Here is a 20,312-nt window from a genome sequence, read left to right on the forward strand (position 1 = left end):
TCATGATGAAAAAAACCTTATTATGCTTAACTTTAGCAGGCTTACTCAGTGCATGTGGTGGTTCAGACAATGATTCTAGTAGCAGTCCAAATCCATCACCATCAAACACCACAAAAACTGGCGTACTGACCGATGGGCCTGTGAGTGGTGCAACTTATACAATTAATGGTGTCTCTAAACGTACAAATGCTCAAGGGGAGTTTGAATATCAAGAGGGTGATGAAATCACTTTCTCTATCGGAAATATTGAAATTGGCACAGTAACTGGTGCTGATCGTATTACCCCTGTGGAGTTAGCCGATGATGTAACAACACGAACAAATTTACTTATTTTTTTACAATCTTTAGATTCTGAGGGTGATCATGACGATGGTATTCAAATCCCTGACTCAGTGAGTGAACTCGATGCAGACTCAATTGACTTCTCTAAACCAACAACAGAATTTATTACAAGCTTTCAACCTGTTCTACAAAAAATAGAAATTTTTAAAGATAAAGTCGTAGTTAGCGCAACAGAAGCACAAGCTAACTTTAACCAAACACTCCTCAAAGATATCGTTGGGGTTTGGTACGCAAAAAATGCTGAATCAGAAATCGTACTTCAAGTAACCTCAGACGGGAAATACCTGATTGGCGAACCTATTGTTAGCTCACCATCTGATAGTGCGAATGGCATGGAGTACGGTGAGTTATCGGTGAATGCTGTTGCTGGAGAGTTATGGGCGCAATCTTCAATTGATACAAATGAAGATTGGGGCTTAAATGATTTTGGAAAAAAACGTGATATGAAAATATCATTTGATGGTACACAGTTAAAAATTTCAGAAGCCCAAAACCTGAATGAAAGTGCAACTTTTACCAAAGTTCCTCACCATAATTCTGGAATTGTAGGTGCATGGAGTTCAAGCTCAGGTAAGCAATTATTTGTTTTCAATACAGATAATACATATATCATGGTCGATGCTGTAGGCGATGATCAGGTCGAAGTTGGGGAAACACCTTGTGGTGGACCAGGAATCGAATATGGTAATTATCAGCTCCAAAATGGTAAATTATTGGTGAATACTCCCCCTATCATCGATACAAACGGTTGTGCCGGTCTATCCGATAATGATGCACACTTAGGCTTACCAGTCACAATTGCAACTAACTCACTAACGTTCACGGTAAGCGATGAAGGCTCATTTACCCTCTCTAGACTAAATGGAAAAGACACAGAGGTAGAAGACGTCAACCAAACATTCTTAAAAGATATCGCAGGTGTTTGGTATGCGAAGAATGAAGAGTCAGAAGTTGTACTGCAAATCACCAAAGACGGAAAATATATGCTTGGTGAACCGATTTTCAGTGCACCATCAGATAGCGCCAATGGCATGGAATACGGTGAATTATCTATTGATGCCAAGTCGGGAACTTTACGAGCTCAAGCGTCAATCGATACGAATGAAGATTGGGGTTTAACGGATTTCGGTGTTACACGTGATATGAAAATATCATTGAATGGCACTGAATTAAAAATTTCAGAAGCCCAAAATCCAAATGAAAGTGCAACTTTTACTAAATTTCCTCGTCATAACTCAGGAATTATAGGTGCGTGGAGTTCAAGCTCAGGTAAACAATTATTTGTTTTCAAAACGGATAATACCTATACCCTAATTGATGCTGTAGGAGATGATCAAGTTGAAGCTGGGGAAACACCTTGTGGTGGACCAGGTATCGAATATGGTACCTACCAGCTTCAAAATGGTAAATTATTTGTTAATGCTATCGCTATCGATACAAATGGTTGTGCAGGCCTCTCTGATACCAATGCACATTTAGGTTTATCAGGCACTATTGGTACCAATACACTAACATTTACTGTAAGTGGCGAAGGTACTTTTACACTCTCTCGACTAAACTAAACCAAATTAAAATGCTCCAATCATAAGATTGGGGCATTTTATTTAATATGCTCAAAATGAATGGTACAGCCCATCAATAAATGCATCAGTTCGATTTGCGAACAACATTGGGTTTTTTCATAAATATTTTTAAAATACGTCCGTACCGAACTCAACGTAATGCCACACTGTTCTGCAATATCTTCTATTTTATAACCATTAATTAACAACTCGCATAAATCAAACTCTCGTTTGGAAAGCTGGTAACACTGTTGTAGGTAAGCTCTTGACAGGGAATAATGCTGGTTTTTATCTGTCATAAATAAGGCAATCTGATGCTGAGCAGACTGTAAATGTTGCATATTTCTTAATTTTTTAAATGGCACCACCGTCAGCATGAATTGTGAGCCTGCCCCATCACTCAACGCCAAGACTCCACCTACTTCAGTCTGAATGGTCGTATCTTCCAGCAAAGCACTTTCCAGAAGCTGATCAAAACGTACCTGCTGAGCATAATTGGTTTTTAGACGGTTATGTATATCGAGATCCAGACATGAACTCTGATCAAGCATCTTTTGCGCAACAGGATTGGAATAACTTAAACACAGGTTTTGATCGAGCAGTACAATCCCGGTTTTTAAACTATCCAATACGGTATACAAGCTTAAATTATCTTGTTGAATCAAGTTGATTTGCCGGTGAATTTGCAAAGCCCGGCGTAAATGCTTACCGATCCGCTTAAGAAATTCATGCTCTTCCGGACTATAAGGCTGAGCATCGGGCGCCCGGTGAATACCCAAGACCGCCCAACGATGTTGCCCCTGATCAAGTAAAACAGCTGCGATATGACAAATCCCGGTTGGTTCCAGACAGCGCTCATAAAAGATATATTCATCTGTGCCTGGCATCTGGCCATAGGACTGCAAGTTTTGTTCAATAGTATCCCCCACCCCGATTTGCTGCCATAACGGCGCATGCAGTTTCATATCAATGACTTTAATCCGTTCGTCCTGATAGGCATCAATACAGGCTTGCGGAATATTATAAGTATGCACAAAGTCATAACTTGGACTCAATTGGTCCAAAGCGGTAAAAATCGCGGTTTTACTGTTGGTGTAGTGCACAATGGCTTCAATTACTTGCGGCCATAAACGCGTATCCATCGCGGCATCATAAATTAACCCAATGATCTGGTGTTCTTGTTCTTTCATCTCTCCCCCAGCTTAATCATTAAGCCCTACCAATTTAATACAAAAGCTCATCATACATTTAATTATTTTTGAACCATTTATCTATTTCTTACTTTTTTATGCATTAAGTTTAGTTTTACTGCATTGTGTTTTTTATTGACCTGCATATAAAAAAATCCCCGCAATTGCGGGGATTTTTATGATCGAATGACCAGCAGATGTATTACATCATGCCGCCCATACCACCCATGCCGCCCATGTCAGGCATTGCTGGTTTTTCTTCTGGGATTTCAGTGATCATGCACTCAGTTGTGAGCATTAAGCCCGCAACAGATGCAGCATGCTCAAGTGCAGAACGGGTTACTTTCGCTGGGTCAAGAATACCCATTTCAAGCATATCGCCATATTCAGAAGTTGCAGCGTTATAACCGTAGTTACCTTCACCGCTCTTCACTGCATTGATCACTACAGATGGCTCATCGCCTGCGTTTGCCACAATTTGACGAAGAGGCGCTTCAATTGCACGACGTAAAATGTTAATTCCGACATTTTGATCGTCATTTGCACCAGTTACACCGTCAAGTGCTTTCGCTGCGCGTACTAACGCAACACCACCACCTGCAACAACACCTTCTTCAACCGCAGCACGAGTTGCGTGAAGTGCGTCATCTACACGGTCTTTTTTCTCTTTCATTTCAACTTCAGTTGCCGCACCAATTTTGATCACTGCAACACCGCCCGCTAACTTAGCAACACGTTCCTGAAGTTTTTCTTTGTCGTATTCTGAAGTTGATTCTTCAATTTGCGCACGGATTTGTTGTACACGCTCAGCAATTTGACCTGCATTACCTGCACCATCCACAATCACGGTGTTTTCTTTAGATACTGTTACTTTGTGTGCAGTACCCAAGTGCTCTAGTGAAGTTTGCTCCAAAGACATACCAATTTCTTCAGAAATCACAGTTGCACCTGTCAAGATTGCGATATCTTGAAGCATTGCTTTACGACGGTCACCAAAACCAGGTGCTTTCACCGCACATACTTTAATAATGCCGCGCATGTTGTTTACAACAAGTGTTGCTAACGCTTCGCCTTCTACATCTTCAGCGATAATCAATAATGGCTTACCTGTTTTCGCAACTGCTTCTAAAACTGTGATTAATTCACGAATGTTGCCCACTTTTTTGTCTACCAACAAAATGAATGGGTTTTCAAGTTCAGCAGTTAAAGTATCTTGTTTGTTTGCAAAGTATGGTGAGATATAACCACGATCAAACTGCATACCTTCTACAACGTCTAGTGAGTCTTCAAAGCCTGAACCTTCTTCAACGGTAATCACGCCTTCTTTGCCCACACGCTCCATTGCTTCTGCAATTAACTTACCTACAGTCGTATCAGAGTTAGCAGAAATCGAACCAACTTGTTCAATCGCTTTAGTATCTGATGCAGGTTTAGCCGTCGCTTTAATGTTTTCAACCACTGCTTTTACAGCAATGTCGATACCACGTTTCAAATCCATTGGGTTCATGCCCGCAGTTACAGATTTGATGCCTTCATTTAAAATGGCTTGTGCAAGTACAGTTGCAGTTGTTGTACCGTCACCTGCGATGTCGTTGGTTTTACTTGACACTTCACGAACCAACTGTGCACCCATGTTTTCAAATTTATCTTTTAGGGTGATTTCTTTAGCAACAGATACACCATCTTTAGTGATGTGCGGTGCGCCAAAAGAACGGTCGATCACTACGTTACGACCTTTAGGGCCTAAAGTTACTTTTACTGCATCTGCAAGGATGTTTACGCCTGCAATCATTTTTGTGCGGGCTGAATCACCAAATTTTACGTCTTTAGCTGACATGTTTGACTCCAAATATCTTTAAATAATGTTCAAATTGACTTTGAATAACGAGTGCTGAAATTAGCCTTCAAGTACCGCTAAAATGTCAGACTCTTTCATAATAAGAAGTTCTTCACCGTCTACTTTAACTGTGGTGCCTGCATACGTACCAAACAAGACTTTGTCGCCCACTTTAACGTCTAAAGCGCGCACGCCATTGTCTGTGATTTGACCATTACCTACTGCAATCACTTCACCTTGAGCTGGTTTTTCTGCAGCAGAACCTGGAAGCAAAATACCGCCAGCTGTTTTTGTTTCTTCTTCAACACGACGAATAACTACGCGGTCATGTAATGGACGAATGTTGCTCATAAATAACTCCATCAGACTAAGTCTATGTATAGATTCCTGATGACGACTTATTTATTCCATGTGTCATCATCAAAATAAATTTTAGATGACACAGTTGTGGGGATGGAAAAATTCGCTTCAAGGGGAAACGCTAAAAATATTTCAGTTTTTGTTGTTTTTTTAGACAAGTTGAGTGGATCAACCTTTTATTCTGTGTTTTGCGGCCACAACACGAATTGTTTTTGTTCTACATCAAAGATGTAATGCTGCACATCACCATTATTGCAGACTATATTTAAGCTATTCGGCATACCTTGGTGCAAACGCTGTGAAATTGCAGTTCCTGCATGAATATCGAGCACAGGATGTGCTGCACCAAGTGCATAGATTTGATTGAGGTCATATACAGCAGGCTGGTGTAAATGGCCATGCAGCAAGGCATGCAAGCCTTTTTTGCTCCATTGTTCCAACGCAATACGTCCCAACACAGGACAATCTTTAATACCGTGCACATTATCGGGCGGTGTATAAAATGGCTGATGTGCCACCAAAATTTTTAACTTATTGCTGGGCGCAGCTTGCAATAAGGCGTCGATCTCCTGAATTTGATGCAAAGAAATATGCCCACGGGTATGAAAACGTCGCCGAATACTGTTCACCCCTATCACATAAAAATGGGCAGTTTCCAAAATTGTTTCCATACGGCCAAAAAACAACTGATACCGTGCAAACGGACTAAAAAAACGATTCCAAAGGTGATATAGCGGAATATCGTGATTACCTGGCACAACCAAATACGGTAAATTCAAACTGTCTAAAAAATGCTTACAGGCATAAAACTGTGCGTAGCGTGCACGTTGGGTTAAATCACCACTGACCACGACCGCTTCTGGTCGCATACTTGCACACAGTTGTTGTACTGCCTGCATACAAGCCACATTTTCAGTGCCAAAGTGCAAATCAGACAGATGCAGCAGCATGCGGCACCTTAATCTTTAATGCATTTTTCAATACAGATATACGTAGCGGCGGACGCATTTTGACAATTTCTCCATCAAGCGCCACGGTCAGTTGTGGGCGTTTACTATGAATGACCACCTGCTCTGCTGCAAAACTGTACATATCATTGGCTTGCTCAGCCTTCCCCTGAATTAATTGCCACAGAATTTTAAACAAAGTCAATTTATCAGACTTTGCCACGGCAACACCTGCGACTTTGCCTGCTGCAGCAGCTTTGGCAATACGTAAATTCATTTCAGACAGTTGCAATTGATTATTCCCAAAGAAAATGAGCGGCGTTTTCAGCGGATAGCGCTTTGTATCGACCTCTATTTCTAATTTTAATTCTTTACGGTCACGCAGCAGTACATCTAAAGCCGAGGTGTAGGCATGTAAAGGAAAGCGTCCTAAATAACGGTTATAACGCTCACGTTTTTGAATAAATAAAGGGTATAAACCCAAACTGGCATTATTTAAATAGATGTGTTGATTGATTTGCGCCACATGCACTGCACGCGTACTGCCAGTTGCGATCACATGTGCTGCTTCAATTAAATCTAACGGAATATTCAGTAAGCGTGCCACATAATTAAACGTGCCCAAAGGCAAAATCCCCATAGGGATAGATGTCCCTTTTAACTTTGCAGCAACCGCATTTAAAGTACCATCTCCACCCGCTGCCACCACCACACCCGCTAAATCAGGATGTTGATGACGTGCCAACACCTGTTGCATTAACGCATCAAAGCCCGTACTCGCCCCAATATCAAAAGATTGAATTTCGAAGCCATGCTGCGATAAAACGTGCAACAACTCTTCATAAATATCGTCTTTATGATTAGCATGAAATCCAGATTTTTGATTATAAACAATCGATAAGGGCTGTAGCTGCATAAACCTCTGTGTCATTTTTTAAAGCTTTTGTTCTAATTTCAGTCAATTGATACGGAATGAAAAGCAGCTTTATGTAAAATTCAAATGATGACCATTCATTAAATCAATGACAAACCGATCAAAAAATCCCAACTCAACACATTGAATTATATAAAAATAATTTAAATAAATAATGTCCATCAAATATTTAAATAATAAAAAATGCAGCAACCAAAAAATGTAAGTATATGTTTAATATACAGTATTATTAATTTATCCAAACTTTTTTATCAGAAAGCCAAATCATGCCTAAGTCTTATTTTTTTTATGATTTTGTGCTTTAATACAGCCACTTTTTTTTCATATTTCATCTGAACGATGTATCCCATTGTTCAGATTGTACTTTGTACATCATTTGTACACATTTAAGATAGGCCTCACCATGACCCAAGTGAACGCACCAGAATTCGTTCGTCACCCTAAGCTTATTGCATGGGTTGAAGAAATTGCAAAGTTAACGAAACCAGCAAAAATTGAATGGTGTGACGGTAGCGCTGAAGAATATCAACGTCTTATTGACTTGATGATCGCTAACGGCACCATGCAAGCATTAAACCAAGAAAAACACCCTGGTTCGTACCTTGCAAACTCTGATCCTTCTGACGTTGCTCGTGTTGAAGACCGTACTTTCATCTGCTCTGAAAACAAAGAAGATGCTGGTGCGACCAACAACTGGGAAGCGCCAGCTGAAATGCGCGCTAAATTAAACGGTTTATTCGACGGCTCAATGGCTGGTCGTACCATGTATGTGGTTCCATTCTCTATGGGCCCATTGGGTAGCCACATTGCGCACATCGGTATTGAATTAACTGACTCTCCTTATGTTGCAGTTAGCATGTCTAAAATGGCTCGTATGGGTAAAGCTGTTTATGACGTACTTGGCACAGACGGTGAATTTGTACCTTGCGTACACACTGTTGCTGCTCCATTGGCTGAAGGCGAAAAAGACGTTGCTTGGCCATGTAACAAAGAAAAATACATTGTACATTATCCAGAAACTCGTGAAATCTGGTCGTATGGTTCTGGTTACGGCGGTAATGCATTATTGGGTAAAAAATGCTTAGCGCTTCGTATCGCATCTGCAATGGGCCGTGAACAAGGCTGGTTAGCAGAGCACATGCTGATTTTAGGCGTGACAAACCCTAAAGGTGAAAAACACTATATCGCAGCAGCATTCCCTTCTGCATGTGGTAAAACCAACTTCGCTATGTTGATTCCACCAGCAGGTTACGAAGGCTGGAAAATTGAAACTGTAGGTGACGATATTGCTTGGATCAAACCAGGTGAAGATGGTCGCTTATATGCAATTAACCCAGAAGCTGGTTTCTTCGGTGTTGCACCTGGTACAAATACCAAGACTAACCCGAACTGTATGGCAACCTTACACAAAGACGTAATTTATACCAACGTTGCTGTAACTGATAACGGTGAAGTATGGTGGGAAGGTCTAACCAAAGAAGTTCCTGCAAACTTAACAAACTGGAAAAACCAACCACACACTGGTGAAGAAAAAGCAGCTCATCCTAATGCGCGCTTCACGGTTGCAGCTGGTCAATGCCCTTCTATTGATGCTGACTGGGAAAATCCAGCAGGTGTTCCAATTTCTGCATTCATCTTCGGTGGTCGTCGTGCAGACACAGTGCCTCTAATTTCAGAAGCATTTGACTGGGTAGATGGCGTTTATAAAGCAGCAACAATGGGCTCTGAAACGACTGCTGCTGCAGTTGGTCAACAAGGTATTGTACGCCGTGACCCATTTGCTATGCTTCCGTTTGCTGGTTACAACATGGCAGACTACTTCTCTCACTGGTTAGAAATGGGTGAGAAAGTTGGCGAGAAAGCAAAAGCTGCTGGCAACAAATTACCAGGCATCTACAACGTAAACTGGTTCCGCCGTGACGCAGAAGGCAACTTCGTATGGCCTGGTTTTGGTCAAAACATGCGTGTTCTTGAGTGGATCATTGATCGTTGCGAAGGTCGTGCAGATGCAGTTGAAACACCAATTGGTCGCGTTCCGACTTATGAACAATTGAACTGGACTGGTTTAGATTTCACTAAAGAACAATTTGAAACTGTTACAGCGCAAGACAAAGAACAGTGGATCAAAGAGTTGGAAAGCCACACTGAGTTATTCAACAAACTTGGTGAGCGTTTACCTGCTGCATTGAAAGCACGTCAAGAAGCGTTACTTGAAGCAGTTAAATCTGCGTAATTCAACGCTAACTGCTAAAAAAAGGTCACTTCGGTGACCTTTTTTATTGCGCATAAATTTAAAAACCTAACTCGCAGAAATCTTAAAAACAGTCTTTAGCATGCTTTGTGGTGGTAGCTATGGCATACTTAAAACAAGAATGAAATGACAATCAAAACATGGGACATGATCATGAATAAAGCCATGAACACAACAATGATTATTTTGGGTATGACGGTATTTGGCTTAGGTTTATCTGCTTGTCAAAGCCTGCCTGAACAAAGTGAAAATAGCTTTGTTGGATATAAAGTTGAAAGTAAAACAGCAAATACTGCTATTTTAGCTTACACCCTTGCAGGCCGTCAGAATCAACAACGTGATGAAAACAAATTACAACGTGCTTGCCAGAAAGAGCTAGGTGCACATAAAACCTATCAATTGCGTGTATTAAGTATTAATGAAATTGCCAATCCTGCTGCGCATCAACAAGACCCGTATGGCCGTCAACTTGGTCAAAGCCGCACCTCTATTGGCTTGTCGAACACACCTGAATTACACAGCAGCGAAAACTATGCCACCCGTCAAGCCCTAGATGCACGCCCGAGCACATTGCGTATTGTGCGTTATAGCTGTTCTTAATTTTATATAACGACAATATCTAAAATATAAGACGTGATGATTTATCGCGTCTTATAAAAACTCACATTACGAAACTCTTTGGCTTCATCTAAATCAGGCCATGTGGTCGCACTGCGTTCATCTATTTTTATATATTGTGGATGGCTAAAATTTTTCACACGACTGTCTGCCACCCACACTTCGGGTGCAAACTTTAAAAATTCATCTAAAAAGAAACGATTGCATTGGTCATACAACACATCTGCTGCCAACAATACATCCACTTGCTCGGCTTGATACAGGTCATCTAAATACTCAAGCGCGACATCATTTAATTCTGCGTTGGCACGACAAGCCGCCAGACTCACTGGGTCAATATCACAGCAAATCACTCGTTTTGCACCTGCCATTTTAGCCGCAATAGCCACCACACCAGAACCTGAGCCAAAGTCCAAAACCACCTTATCTTTGACATGCTGCGGCTCTGCCAGCAACCATTGCGCCATAGCGAGTCCAGAAGCCCAACAGAAAATCCAGTACGGCGTATCATTCCAAATACGACGAATCACTTCATCATCAAGCTTATCGGTAGGAAATACAGGCGGAATAAGCCACAGTGAAATAGCGGTTTCTGGCAACTGCTGAGCCTGCAATTCACAATTTGGTATCACATCATGCAAAGCGTGTATAAGATGCTCAGGCGCTTGAAGAAATTGAAAGGTACAGCTCATTGGTTTTTATTCGTTTTAATTTAAAAAAAGTCCCCTCTCCTTCTTAAAGGAGAGGGAGAATAGACTTAACCTAAAGCTTTCTCAGCAGCTTCAACCGTTTGACGAATTAATGTCGTAATTGTCATTGGGCCAACACCACCCGGTACAGGCGTATATGCAGAAGCGATTTCTTCAATCCCTTGTAGTTGAATATCACCCACACCGCCACCATCACGTGGATGGAAACCGGCATCAACCACTACCGCACCCGGCTTAATCCAGTCTTTTTGAATCAATTCTGCTTTACCAACAGCACCCACAATAATGTCGGCCTGTTTTACAAAGTCTGCCAAGTTTTGTGTACGTGAATGGCAAGTTGTTACCGTTGCATTGGCTTCAAGCAGCATCGCAGCCATTGGTTTACCTAAAATTGCTGAACGACCTACAACAACAGCATGTTTGCCTGCAATTTCAATGTTGTTTTCTTTTAAAATGGTCATAATGCCTGCTGGCGTTGCAGAACCATAAGCAACCTCACCCATCGCCATGCGCCCATAACCAAGGCAAGTCACACCGTCTACATCTTTTTCAAGCGAAATTGCATCAAAGCAAGCACGCTCATCAATTTGCGCAGGAACTGGATGTTGCAACAAAATACCGTGCACATCCGGATTCGCATTCAATTTTTCAATTTCTGCCAAAAGTTGTTCTGTGGTGGTTTCTGTAGGCAATTCCACCTTTAAAGAATCCATGCCCACACGGCGGCAAGCATTGCCTTTCATGCGCACATAAGTTGCAGATGCACCGTCATCACCGACCAAAATAGTCGCTAGAATTGGGGTACGACCTGATTTTGCTTTTAACGCTTCTACACGTGTTAACAGATCAGCTTCAATTTGTTTTGCCAATGCACGACCGTCTAAAATTAATGCCACGGCACATCTCCAAATGTTGATATGAATCAATTTTGCAAATAATACATGATTATTTAGACTATTTTATTCTATATGCCGAATTAATGTGCATCTGCTCATTTAATAGTATTGTTTTTTTTTCAGAGCTTGCTAATATACGCATCAACAAGACGTGGCGGGGTGGCAGAGTGGTCATGCAGCGGACTGCAACTCCGTGGACGCCGGTTCGATTCCGACCTCCGCCTCCAATCTTGTAAAACTATGCCCGAGTGGTGAAATCGGTAGACACAGGGGATTTAAAATCCCCCGCCCACAAAGCGTGCCAGTTCGAGTCTGGCCTCGGGCACCATTTTAAAACACATTAAAATGGTGCAAGTAAAGAACCCAGCATTTAGCTGGTTTTTTTATGCCTGCGATTTAGCCCTCTCCTATCCATATTCATATTCATTTCTCTGTATGACCTGCCTATGAAGCCCCAACAAGCACTGCTTTATGTGCAGCAATTACAGCAACAATACCCTGCTACCTTTAAACAAAATATTTTGTTTTACGGTTTTATACAAAGCAAAGGCATGCTGGATGAATGGAAAGAGTTTATTCCATGGCTCTTGGCCTGTATGATTTTTATTCCTATTTCGATCAGTTTAGCTTTGGGGATTCAAAACACCACAGCACAGTATGATGCTTTTCAAGCCAAAGCCTTGTCTATTTTAGCTATTATGCTCGGCTTTATGCTGCTATTGCCTTATGTGTTGTATCAGATCAAACATAGCTCTGCATCGTGGTATCAGTTTCAGCAACACGCCCCACTCAAAATTGCAGTCTTGATTATTTTACAAGCGCTAAATTTTGCCTATTTTCAAAGTACAATTCTGCAAGGAGCTCTTTTCTTTTTTTGCATCAGTTTTGGCTTTGTGCGCTTGTATAAAGAAAATATGTTTCGTGACCACGCCAGTCTGGAACAAAAATATTGTTTAACTCAGATTCGTCGTGCTGCTTACTGGTCGTATCGTCAGGCTGCTAAAATTCAATTCCGTTTATATTTCACCAATAAAAATAGCCCCCGCTTTACACAACTCACTCAGCAATATCAGCAAGCACTTGAGTTACATCAACAGATTATGCAGGCCGAGCAAGCCTTATGTAAAAGTATTAAATACATTGATTTAGACAGTTATATTCAAGATAAACTGGATTAAAAATCACCTCTTTCATCCAACTTATCTATAAAAAAACCGAGCAACTTGCGCTCGGTTTTTTTAGAACTTATAAATTTAGGCCGATTTTGCAACATCGATGATTGGATTCAATTGAACATCATAAGTCATTTGATGAGCACGTATTTCATCAAGTTTATATTCGCTTGCTTTCACGGTATTCACAAACTTCCAGTCAGCCACCACCTGAGTATGATCAAAAGCCACAGTTAAATAACCACGCTGATTTAAATTGCAATAATTCAGCTCATCAATCAGTTCTTTAAATGCATATTCCAACTCTACCATTTCTGCTGCAGTCACATTTAAGTAATACTCAATTCCTGGCGATGATACGGAACTGGTCGCAAGCTCTACCCCAACCACATGATTGCTATTTTGTGGATGTAAACTGGATGCCCAAGCATTATGCGTATCACCCGCCAACACTACCGCTTTTTTGCCTAACTGTTGCAAGGTACCATACACAACTTCGCGCTCGTAGGCATAACCATCCCAGGCATCTAAGTTATAGGGTGCAACTGTACTCAAACGTGCTTTATCCATTGCTGATAGCGTAGGATCACCAGCTTTTAAACGCATTTTCAGTGTGAGTAAATCAGCAATTTTTGTTTAATCTGTGCAAGCGTTTCTACAGTAGCATTGCCACTGGTCACTTGTTCTAAAAGCAATAACAGCTCTTGTGGAATAAACATCTTAGACATCAATACTTGTTGGCCCAACACATTCCATTTGGCAGTGGACTGCATCAATTGTGCTTGTAACCATTGCAGTTGTTTTACGCCCAATAAACTACGGCTATTGCTGCTTAAATCTGCCATAAATCGGGCAGCATCCATACCTGTTGCCGTCATATAATCTGCATAATCTAATTGCTTATGGCGTGCCAAAATACGAGTATCCAGCATCATCAAATTGACCAAACCACCAAAATCAAATTGACGATAAATATTTAAGTGATCATTTTCTGCAACTGGACGAATCGGCATCCATTCAAAATAGGCTTTCAAGGCTGCAATCTGGCGCTCTATGAAGCTCCCTTCACTCTCTTGATGGTTTGCCGCACCTTCTTGCCATGCATCATTACTAAGCTCATGGTCATCCCAAATCACAATAAACGGATGGCGTTGATGTGCAGCCTGTAAATCTAAATCAGTGCGATACAAGGCATAGCGCTTACGATAGTCATCTAGTTGAATGATTTCTTTATTATTGTCAGCAGCAAAACCGCGACCTAACGCTTCAGCATCTTCAGTTGCATACTCACCTTCCCCATATTCATAGATATAATCCCCCAAGTGAATAATCGCATCCAGATTATTTTCCTGTGCCATTTCTTTGTAAACATGAAAATAGCCTGCAGGGTAATTCGAGCATGAACAAATCGCAAATTTCACCTGATCGCTGCGTAAAGCCAATGTTTTGGTTTGCCCCACAGGTGAAATTGTCTTGCCAAAACGGAAACGGTAATAATAATTTGCCCCAGCCTGCAAACGGTCTGCATCAACCTTTACGGTAAAATCTTGCGCTGCAGTGGTCTGAACTTTTCCAGTACCAATAAGTTGTTTAAATTCTTGATCTGCTGAAATTTCCCATACAATTTCAAGGTGTGCTGTAGTGTCATTTGGTGTTACTCGTGTCCACAAAATGACACGGTCATGTAATGGATCACCACTAGCAACACCATGTAAAAACTCTACTTTGAGTGAGTTTTCCTTGCCATTTTCAATATTATTTTCATTGTCATCTCCACATGCGGTGAGTGCCACAGGCAACGACAATGCCCCTAAACTCGCCAAACTTTTTTGTAGCAGTTCACGGCGTGTAAGTTTAATTTTCATAAATTTGCCTTTTATTTTTCTAGAGCGCTCACCATAGAAATTAATGATTTCGCTTTGATCTCAAATTTATGAAATATTCATGACGGGCCTTAAAAAACCAATGTTTTAGTGCCATTTCAGCGCACTAATCGGTTGAATTGATTGAAAAGAAAGCAATTGTAAATAAATTTACTTGCCAAGATTTATTTCGTCCTCTATTATTGCGCACATGCCCGAGTGGTGAAATCGGTAGACACAGGGGATTTAAAATCCCCCGCCCACAAAGCGTGCCAGTTCGAGTCTGGCCTCGGGCACCATCTTTTTGCTATAAAATCGATGGTGCAAATAAAGAACCCAGCGAAAGCTGGTTTTTTTTATGTCTAATGAAAATACAATCTTAAAATAATAATTTATAGTGATCGTCAAAAATGCATCTACAACGTTGTGTTCATTATTTAAGTCTTACCTGTTTATGCGGCATGCTGAGTTTTATAAGCTATGCTCAATCCCCTACCACTCAAACAGCAACCCAAGCGGAAGGCCCAATTCAAACTGAATCAGCATTTTATGATTTATTTGCAGGGACTGTGCACAATCAACAACAAAAATTGCATTTGCGCCGTTGTAGCTTAGGAAGTGATATTTACAACCTAAACTTTCAAAACCCTGAAGATGAAAAACAGCTACGCAACCTGCTACAACAGAACACAAAGTTTTGGGTAAATGTGGTTGCACAAGTGAGTGAGCAAGATGGGCAATACTCACTCCATGTTCGGGAAATTGCAGAACTACATGAACAAGAAAGCTGTCATTTAAATGAGGTTTTAGATGAGCTATTCAGCGAATAATTAACTAAAACCACAAGATATTTAAAAAATGTAAAAATATTTACCAGGCCCGATTAGCGACCAAAGCTTCCATTTCAATGTCAAAATGACCCTGATCTTGCAGTACCATCATCATCGCTTCTGCAATATAGTCAGTTGCAGCATCATCTAAATCTGAATCTAAGTCTTGAAATTGTGGCTTCATTTGGTTAATCGCCTGCACTGTCTGATCTGCAAAGTAGTAAATATCAGTTTCCGAAACACCCGCTTGCGATACCTGTTTTGCAAAGCGCAAAATGAGTTGCTTAAGTTCAGCAACCAAAATATCTGGGTAGTATTCGTCATCAAACATCGGGAGAAGTAAATCTGCAAACATACAGGCACTCAAAAAAATACAGAGATTTAAGCGTGCCTATATACCATAAGCCTAGCCTTTATACTAGCTTAGGCAAAATTTCACAGGCCTGAATGATTTATTCAAGTACGTTTATTTAAGCACTTTGCATGGCTTGCCATATTTTAATGGCATCTGAGGTGGCTTTTACATCATGCGCACGTACCATACATGCACCTTGCTGAATACTAAGTAAATGCGCAGCCACTGACCCCACGGCACGCTCTGTAGCTTCTACCGCACCCGTAGCTTCACCAATAAAACGCTTACGCGACAATGCCGATAAAATTGGATAACCCATGCGGTTGAGTTGATACAGCTCATTAAGCAATTTCAGGTTTTGCTGCGCATTTTTTGCAAAACCAAAACCTGGATCAATCACAATATTTTCAGGCTTCACACCTGCAGCCAACGCATCTTGAACACGTTGTTGCAACTCAGCAATCACGTCTTCCGTCACATCATCATATTGATCTAAATTGTTCATGGTGGTCGGTTCGCCACGCATGTGCATAATGATCACAGGGATATTTAATTCAGCAGCCGTTTGCAGTGCATAAGGACGTGTCAAGGCACGCACATCATTCCAAATATGCGCACCCGCATTCACAGCAGCACGAATTACCTCAGGCTGAGAGGTATCAATGGATAGCACCACATTATGTTGTGATAAGGCCTCAACCACAGGTACGACACGACGAATTTCTTCTTCAACACTGACTGGACTCGCACCTGGGCGAGTTGACTCTCCCCCGATGTCAATCACGGTCGCACCTTCCGCAATCATTTCCAAAGCACGTGCTACAGCATCCTCTTTTTCATTATGACGACCACCATCACTAAACGAGTCTGGTGTCACGTTCAAAATTCCCATGACATGCGGTTGAGATAAATCCAAACTCAAACGTCCGCATTGCAATACACATTTAGGTAATGGCATGAGCTGCATGCTGATCTTCCTGTTCATTTGAAAGTCATATTTTAACAAGGCTAGTTTTTAAGATGTTGAATTCTTTTCACCCTCAAACCATTTTATAGCCTATAAGTACAAGATTGCGCACATGCTATAGCGAAAAAAAAGAGCCTTATTTAAAGGCTCTTTTTTAACATCATGTGAGCTAATTAGCTCGCTGGCAATGGTGGCGGTGTGCTTGGGCCATCGGTTGGGGTTACATCAATTACAGGATTATCTGCAATATAAACCTTCGGTGGCTGTGGCTCACGACCTTCCATAATGTCACGGATTTGGTCACGATCAATCGTTTCCCATTCCAACAATGCTTTCACCATTGCATGTGCGATGTCTTGGTTATTTTCCAAAATATCACGCGCAACTCTGTATTGCTCATCAATGATACGGCGCACTTCAGCATCTACTTGCTGCTGAGTCGCTTCAGAAATTGTACGACTGCCTAGACTGCCCATGAACGACTGTTGTGTATCATCTTCATACACCATGACGCCCAGTTTGTCTGACATACCGTATTTCGTCACCATTGCACGGGCAAGTTTAGTTGCACGCTCAAAGTCGTTAGATGCACCTGTCGACATTTGATTAATAAAGACTTCTTCAGCAATACGACCACCAAACAAAATTGACAGATCATTCAGCATTTTGTCTTTGTAATGGCTAGTTTGGTCATGCTCAGGCAACTGCCAAGTCACACCCAATGCCCAACCACGCGGCATAATCGTAACTTTATGCACAGGGTCTGTACCTGGTAGCATTTCAGCGACAATCGCATGGCCTGCTTCGTGGTAAGCGGTCGCACGGCGCTCTTCTTCACGCAGTACCATCGACTTACGTTCAGGACCCATATACAACTTGTCTTTGGCGTCTTCAAAGTCGTGCATATCTACCGTGTTTTTATTACGACGTGCAGCAAACAATGCAGCCTCATTCACAAGGTTTGCCAATTGTGCACCTGAGAAGCCTGGTGTACCACGTGCCAATACTTTGACATCTACACCCGTAACTGAAGGTAACTTTTTCAAGTGTACATTCAGAATTTGCTCACGACCTTTAATGTCAGGCAAGCCAACCATCACTTGACGGTCAAAACGGCCAGGACGTAACAAGGCTTTATCCAGTACATCGGCACGGTTCGTCGCAGCGATGACAATAATGCCTTCATTGCCTTCAAAACCGTCCATTTCTACCAGCATCTGGTTCAACGTTTGCTCACGCTCATCGTGACCACCACCTGTACCAGAACCACGGTGACGACCAACTGCATCAATCTCATCAATAAAGATAATACATGGCGCATGGCGTTTGGCTTGCTCGAACATATCACGAACACGAGATGCACCCACACCTACAAACATTTCAACAAAGTCAGAACCTGAAATGCTAAAGAATGGAACTTTCGCTTCGCCTGCAATGGCTTTAGCAAGTAAGGTTTTACCTGTACCTGGTGGGCCAACCATCAACACGCCTTTAGGAATTGTTGCACCTAGACGTTTGAATTTTGCAGGGTCTTTTAAGAAATCTACAATTTCAACTACTTCTTGTTTTGCTTCATCACAACCCGCAACATCTGCAAATGTGACTTTAATTTGGTCTTCAGACAACATTTTAGCTTTAGATTTACCAAAGCTCATCGGGCCGTTTTTACCACCTGCACCGCCACCCATGTTGCGCATAAAGAACATGAATAACAAAATGATTAAAAGTACAGGGAAACTTGCGATCAATAGTTGCATTAACAAACCTTGACGTTGAGGTGCAGTACCTTCAACAACAACGTTGTTTTTAATCAGATTCGGCATCAGTTCAGGGTCTTGAACTGCTGGACGAATGCTTTCAAAGGACGAGCCGTTGACTTTTTCGCCACTAATTCTTTCGCCATCAATTGTGACTTGCTTAATTTGACCAGCATTCACCGCTGTAACAAACTCTGAGTAGTTCATTGCAGTTGGCTTTTCACTGTTATTGATGTTGCTGAAAATTAGAATCAGCACACCAAGTATAATCAGCCACAATACGGCATTCTTGAAGAGATCGCTCAAAGCTTTATTCCCATATCAATCTAATTTGATCATGCCCGTTACTGGGTGACCTTTCATTCAAAAAGCTGAAGATCAGCTAGACAATTCGTTAAAAACGTACAAAATGCACAATTTTTAACGGCTTGGCAAGTAAACTTTATTTAGACGCCTTTTTACGTCCTTGTCCAATAAGGAATACTTCTTTGGAACGCGCCCGTGAAGCAGCGGGTTTTGCTGTCTTTAGAACATCAAAACTGTCCACGACCTGTTTACGAAATTCGTCAAACCCCGAACCTTGGAACACTTTGACCACAAACTGGCCATTGGGTCCCAATACACGGTTGGCAAAATCGAGCGCCAACTCGCATAAGTAAATTTGACGCGGTTGATCTACAGCTTTATTACCTGATGTATTGGGGGCCATATCAGAAATTACAACGTCTACCGTGCGTCCGTTTAAAATATTTAACAATTTTTCGAACACTTCCTCTTCACGGAAGTCACCTTGTAAAAAGGTCACATCTGGTAGTGCGTCCATTTCCAAAATATCGGAAGCAATCACCAAGCCTTTGTCGCCCACAAGTTGCCCTGCAATTTGTGACCAACTGCCTGGAGCAGCACCTAAGTCCACCACAGTCATACCGGGTTTGATCAGTTTATATTTTTCTTGAATCTCAAGTAGTTTGTATGCAGCACGTGCACGATACCCTTCTTTTTGTGCTCGTTTCACAAAGGGATCATCTAAGTGCTCTCTCATCCACGCACGACTACTTTTGGATAACTTTTGGTTGGTAATGCGTGTTGCCATAACTCTCTTAATAATGAATAGACATCTAAATTGCGATTGTACGTGAAAATTCACCCGCTTGCAGTAGACATCTGTATCTAAATACCAAGAACTGACCTATTTTTTCTATTAAATCCATCGCTTATTTCTGTACTGAGGCTTAAAAAAGTCACTTTGACTGTTACAGAGAAATATCACCAAGTATTCAGTTTCAATATTTCTACATGGCAGTAAGATCACAGATTATTTGCATAGAATTTACAGCGTTTCAAACTGGCTTTTGTTATACTAAGCCGTTTTTAAAATTAGGTTATCTTTATGGCGGCTCTATCTATTCAGGAACGCAAGCGTTTACGTCAAATTGGTCATGCACTCAACCCTGTAGTGATGATTGGCGGGCAAGGTTTGACTGAAAATGTGATTGAAGAAACCAACCGTGCTTTAAACGATCACGAATTGATTAAAGTCAAAATTGGCGGTGAAGACCGTGAGGTACGTGCAGCTGTGATTACTGAAATTGCAGCAGCAACAGGTTCTGAAGTGGTACAAAGCATTGGTAAAATTGTCTTACTCTACAAAAAAGCAGCCAAACAAAATGCTAAATTATCTAATTTAGTTCGCCACGCTCACTTGTCTAACTAATCTCCCTC

Annotated in this window: 17 protein-coding genes, 3 tRNA genes and 1 pseudogene; 9 read left to right on the forward strand and 12 right to left on the reverse strand. The window is 41.4% G+C overall.

Translation table 11 applies throughout. The annotated features are described in order from the left end of the window. Positions 1-5: 5 nt before the first annotated feature. Positions 6-1,904: a hypothetical protein gene (locus tag HHA43_RS09905; protein ID WP_104470896.1), complete on the forward strand. Its 1,899-nt coding sequence runs from the start codon at positions 6-8 to the stop codon at positions 1,902-1,904. A 38-nt stretch (positions 1,905-1,942) separates the two neighbouring features. Here the strand turns inward: HHA43_RS09905 and HHA43_RS09910 are convergent, their stop codons facing one another. The 5 genes from HHA43_RS09910 to HHA43_RS09930 form a co-directional block, all read right to left on the reverse strand. Continuing rightward, on the reverse strand, positions 1,943-3,094 hold the full coding sequence (locus tag HHA43_RS09910; protein WP_160232561.1) for a LuxR C-terminal-related transcriptional regulator: 1,152 nt from the start codon (positions 3,092-3,094) through the stop codon (positions 1,943-1,945). Between the two features lie 202 nt (positions 3,095-3,296). Further along, positions 3,297-4,931 carry a chaperonin GroEL gene (gene groL / locus HHA43_RS09915; RefSeq protein WP_168418833.1) on the reverse strand — a complete coding sequence of 545 codons (1,635 nt, stop codon included), beginning with the start codon at positions 4,929-4,931 and terminating at the stop codon, positions 3,297-3,299. 60 nt (positions 4,932-4,991) lie between these two features. Next, the gene (locus HHA43_RS09920) at positions 4,992-5,282 is read right to left on the reverse strand and encodes a co-chaperone GroES (RefSeq protein WP_004972131.1); all 291 of its coding nucleotides are present in this window, start codon (positions 5,280-5,282) and stop codon (positions 4,992-4,994) included. A 185-nt stretch (positions 5,283-5,467) separates the two neighbouring features. Further along, a complete protein-coding gene (locus HHA43_RS09925; RefSeq protein ID WP_168525047.1) occupies positions 5,468-6,241 on the reverse strand; it encodes a metallophosphoesterase family protein in 774 nt (257 codons plus the stop codon). Beyond that, positions 6,222-7,154, reverse strand: coding sequence for a diacylglycerol/lipid kinase family protein (locus tag HHA43_RS09930; protein WP_228284176.1), 933 nt, complete (start codon positions 7,152-7,154; stop codon positions 6,222-6,224). Before HHA43_RS09930 ends, HHA43_RS09925 begins: the two co-directional genes overlap by 20 nt. 421 nt (positions 7,155-7,575) lie before the next feature. On the opposite strand from HHA43_RS09930, the gene HHA43_RS09935 reads away from it, so the two are divergent. Both HHA43_RS09935 and HHA43_RS09940 read left to right on the forward strand, forming a co-directional pair. Then, positions 7,576-9,405 carry a phosphoenolpyruvate carboxykinase (GTP) gene (locus HHA43_RS09935; protein ID WP_168418836.1) on the forward strand — a complete coding sequence of 610 codons (1,830 nt, stop codon included), beginning with the start codon at positions 7,576-7,578 and terminating at the stop codon, positions 9,403-9,405. Between the two features lie 183 nt (positions 9,406-9,588). Beyond that, positions 9,589-10,023 carry a hypothetical protein gene (locus tag HHA43_RS09940; RefSeq protein ID WP_168461429.1) on the forward strand — a complete coding sequence of 145 codons (435 nt, stop codon included), beginning with the start codon at positions 9,589-9,591 and terminating at the stop codon, positions 10,021-10,023. Positions 10,024-10,064: 41 nt separating this feature from the next. Here the strand turns inward: HHA43_RS09940 and HHA43_RS09945 are convergent, their stop codons facing one another. Continuing rightward, positions 10,065-10,733, reverse strand: a complete 669-nt coding sequence (locus HHA43_RS09945; RefSeq protein ID WP_168418838.1) for a class I SAM-dependent methyltransferase — start codon at positions 10,731-10,733, stop codon at positions 10,065-10,067. A gap of 65 nt (positions 10,734-10,798) precedes the next feature. Next, positions 10,799-11,647, reverse strand: a complete 849-nt coding sequence (gene folD, locus HHA43_RS09950) for a bifunctional methylenetetrahydrofolate dehydrogenase/methenyltetrahydrofolate cyclohydrolase FolD (RefSeq protein WP_168542552.1) — start codon at positions 11,645-11,647, stop codon at positions 10,799-10,801. Positions 11,648-11,800: 153 nt separating this feature from the next. Here folD and HHA43_RS09955 point away from each other — a divergent pair. The 3 genes from HHA43_RS09955 (at position 11,801) to HHA43_RS09965 (ending at position 12,825) form a co-directional block, all read left to right on the forward strand. Then, positions 11,801-11,874, forward strand: a tRNA-Cys gene (locus tag HHA43_RS09955). A 15-nt stretch (positions 11,875-11,889) separates the two neighbouring features. Beyond that, positions 11,890-11,975 (forward strand) — tRNA-Leu (locus tag HHA43_RS09960). A 118-nt stretch (positions 11,976-12,093) separates the two neighbouring features. Beyond that, positions 12,094-12,825, forward strand: a complete 732-nt coding sequence (locus HHA43_RS09965; protein WP_168542554.1) for a hypothetical protein — start codon at positions 12,094-12,096, stop codon at positions 12,823-12,825. 75 nt (positions 12,826-12,900) lie between these two features. On the opposite strand, the pseudogene HHA43_RS09970 reads toward HHA43_RS09965, so the two are convergent. Continuing rightward, positions 12,901-14,684 (reverse strand): annotated as a pseudogene (locus HHA43_RS09970) (alkaline phosphatase D family protein). 210 nt (positions 14,685-14,894) lie between these two features. Here HHA43_RS09970 and HHA43_RS09975 point away from each other — a divergent pair. Together HHA43_RS09975 and HHA43_RS09980 are read left to right on the forward strand one after the other, a co-directional pair. Then, a tRNA-Leu gene (locus HHA43_RS09975) sits at positions 14,895-14,980 on the forward strand. A gap of 162 nt (positions 14,981-15,142) precedes the next feature. Then, positions 15,143-15,511, forward strand: coding sequence for a hypothetical protein (locus HHA43_RS09980; protein ID WP_228284177.1), 369 nt, complete (start codon positions 15,143-15,145; stop codon positions 15,509-15,511). Positions 15,512-15,551: 40 nt separating this feature from the next. Here the strand turns inward: HHA43_RS09980 and HHA43_RS09985 are convergent, their stop codons facing one another. From HHA43_RS09985 to rlmE, 4 genes are all read right to left on the reverse strand, one after another. Next, positions 15,552-15,866: a DUF5713 family protein gene (locus HHA43_RS09985; RefSeq protein WP_168461407.1), complete on the reverse strand. Its 315-nt coding sequence runs from the start codon at positions 15,864-15,866 to the stop codon at positions 15,552-15,554. A gap of 115 nt (positions 15,867-15,981) precedes the next feature. Continuing rightward, complete coding sequence (gene folP / locus HHA43_RS09990) at positions 15,982-16,833, reverse strand: dihydropteroate synthase (RefSeq protein WP_216075691.1); 852 nt, start codon at positions 16,831-16,833, stop codon at positions 15,982-15,984. A gap of 173 nt (positions 16,834-17,006) precedes the next feature. Continuing rightward, entirely contained in the window at positions 17,007-18,896 is a 1,890-nt protein-coding gene (ftsH, locus tag HHA43_RS09995) for an ATP-dependent zinc metalloprotease FtsH (RefSeq protein ID WP_168461406.1), read from the reverse strand. A 136-nt stretch (positions 18,897-19,032) separates the two neighbouring features. Continuing rightward, positions 19,033-19,683 carry a 23S rRNA (uridine(2552)-2'-O)-methyltransferase RlmE gene (gene rlmE / locus HHA43_RS10000; RefSeq protein WP_168418844.1) on the reverse strand — a complete coding sequence of 217 codons (651 nt, stop codon included), beginning with the start codon at positions 19,681-19,683 and terminating at the stop codon, positions 19,033-19,035. A 297-nt stretch (positions 19,684-19,980) separates the two neighbouring features. Between rlmE and yhbY the strand changes: the two genes are divergently transcribed. Then, positions 19,981-20,304 carry a ribosome assembly RNA-binding protein YhbY gene (yhbY, locus tag HHA43_RS10005; RefSeq protein ID WP_168418845.1) on the forward strand — a complete coding sequence of 108 codons (324 nt, stop codon included), beginning with the start codon at positions 19,981-19,983 and terminating at the stop codon, positions 20,302-20,304. The last annotated feature ends 8 nt before the right edge of the window (positions 20,305-20,312 follow it).

Source organism: Acinetobacter sp. A2 (genome assembly GCF_012371325.1).
GTDB lineage: Bacteria > Pseudomonadota > Gammaproteobacteria > Pseudomonadales > Moraxellaceae > Acinetobacter.

Excerpts from the sequence above, each read along its gene's own strand:
- HHA43_RS09905 (WP_104470896.1), top strand. The coding sequence starts at position 6 with ATGAAAAAAACCTTATTATGCTTAACTTTAGCAGGCTTACTCAGTGCA.
- HHA43_RS09910 (WP_160232561.1), bottom strand. The coding sequence starts at position 3,094 with ATGAAAGAACAAGAACACCAGATCATTGGGTTAATTTATGATGCCGCG.
- groL (WP_168418833.1), bottom strand. The coding sequence starts at position 4,931 with ATGTCAGCTAAAGACGTAAAATTTGGTGATTCAGCCCGCACAAAAATG.
- HHA43_RS09920 (WP_004972131.1), bottom strand. The coding sequence starts at position 5,282 with ATGAGCAACATTCGTCCATTACATGACCGCGTAGTTATTCGTCGTGTT.
- HHA43_RS09925 (WP_168525047.1), bottom strand. The coding sequence starts at position 6,241 with ATGCTGCTGCATCTGTCTGATTTGCACTTTGGCACTGAAAATGTGGCT.
- HHA43_RS09930 (WP_228284176.1), bottom strand. The coding sequence starts at position 7,154 with ATGCAGCTACAGCCCTTATCGATTGTTTATAATCAAAAATCTGGATTT.
- HHA43_RS09935 (WP_168418836.1), top strand. The coding sequence starts at position 7,576 with ATGACCCAAGTGAACGCACCAGAATTCGTTCGTCACCCTAAGCTTATT.
- HHA43_RS09940 (WP_168461429.1), top strand. The coding sequence starts at position 9,589 with ATGAACACAACAATGATTATTTTGGGTATGACGGTATTTGGCTTAGGT.
- HHA43_RS09945 (WP_168418838.1), bottom strand. The coding sequence starts at position 10,733 with ATGAGCTGTACCTTTCAATTTCTTCAAGCGCCTGAGCATCTTATACAC.
- HHA43_RS09965 (WP_168542554.1), top strand. The coding sequence starts at position 12,094 with ATGAAGCCCCAACAAGCACTGCTTTATGTGCAGCAATTACAGCAACAA.
- HHA43_RS09980 (WP_228284177.1), top strand. The coding sequence starts at position 15,143 with ATGCTGAGTTTTATAAGCTATGCTCAATCCCCTACCACTCAAACAGCA.
- HHA43_RS09985 (WP_168461407.1), bottom strand. The coding sequence starts at position 15,866 with ATGTTTGCAGATTTACTTCTCCCGATGTTTGATGACGAATACTACCCA.
- folP (WP_216075691.1), bottom strand. The coding sequence starts at position 16,833 with ATGCAGCTCATGCCATTACCTAAATGTGTATTGCAATGCGGACGTTTG.
- rlmE (WP_168418844.1), bottom strand. The coding sequence starts at position 19,683 with ATGGCAACACGCATTACCAACCAAAAGTTATCCAAAAGTAGTCGTGCG.
- yhbY (WP_168418845.1), top strand. The coding sequence starts at position 19,981 with ATGGCGGCTCTATCTATTCAGGAACGCAAGCGTTTACGTCAAATTGGT.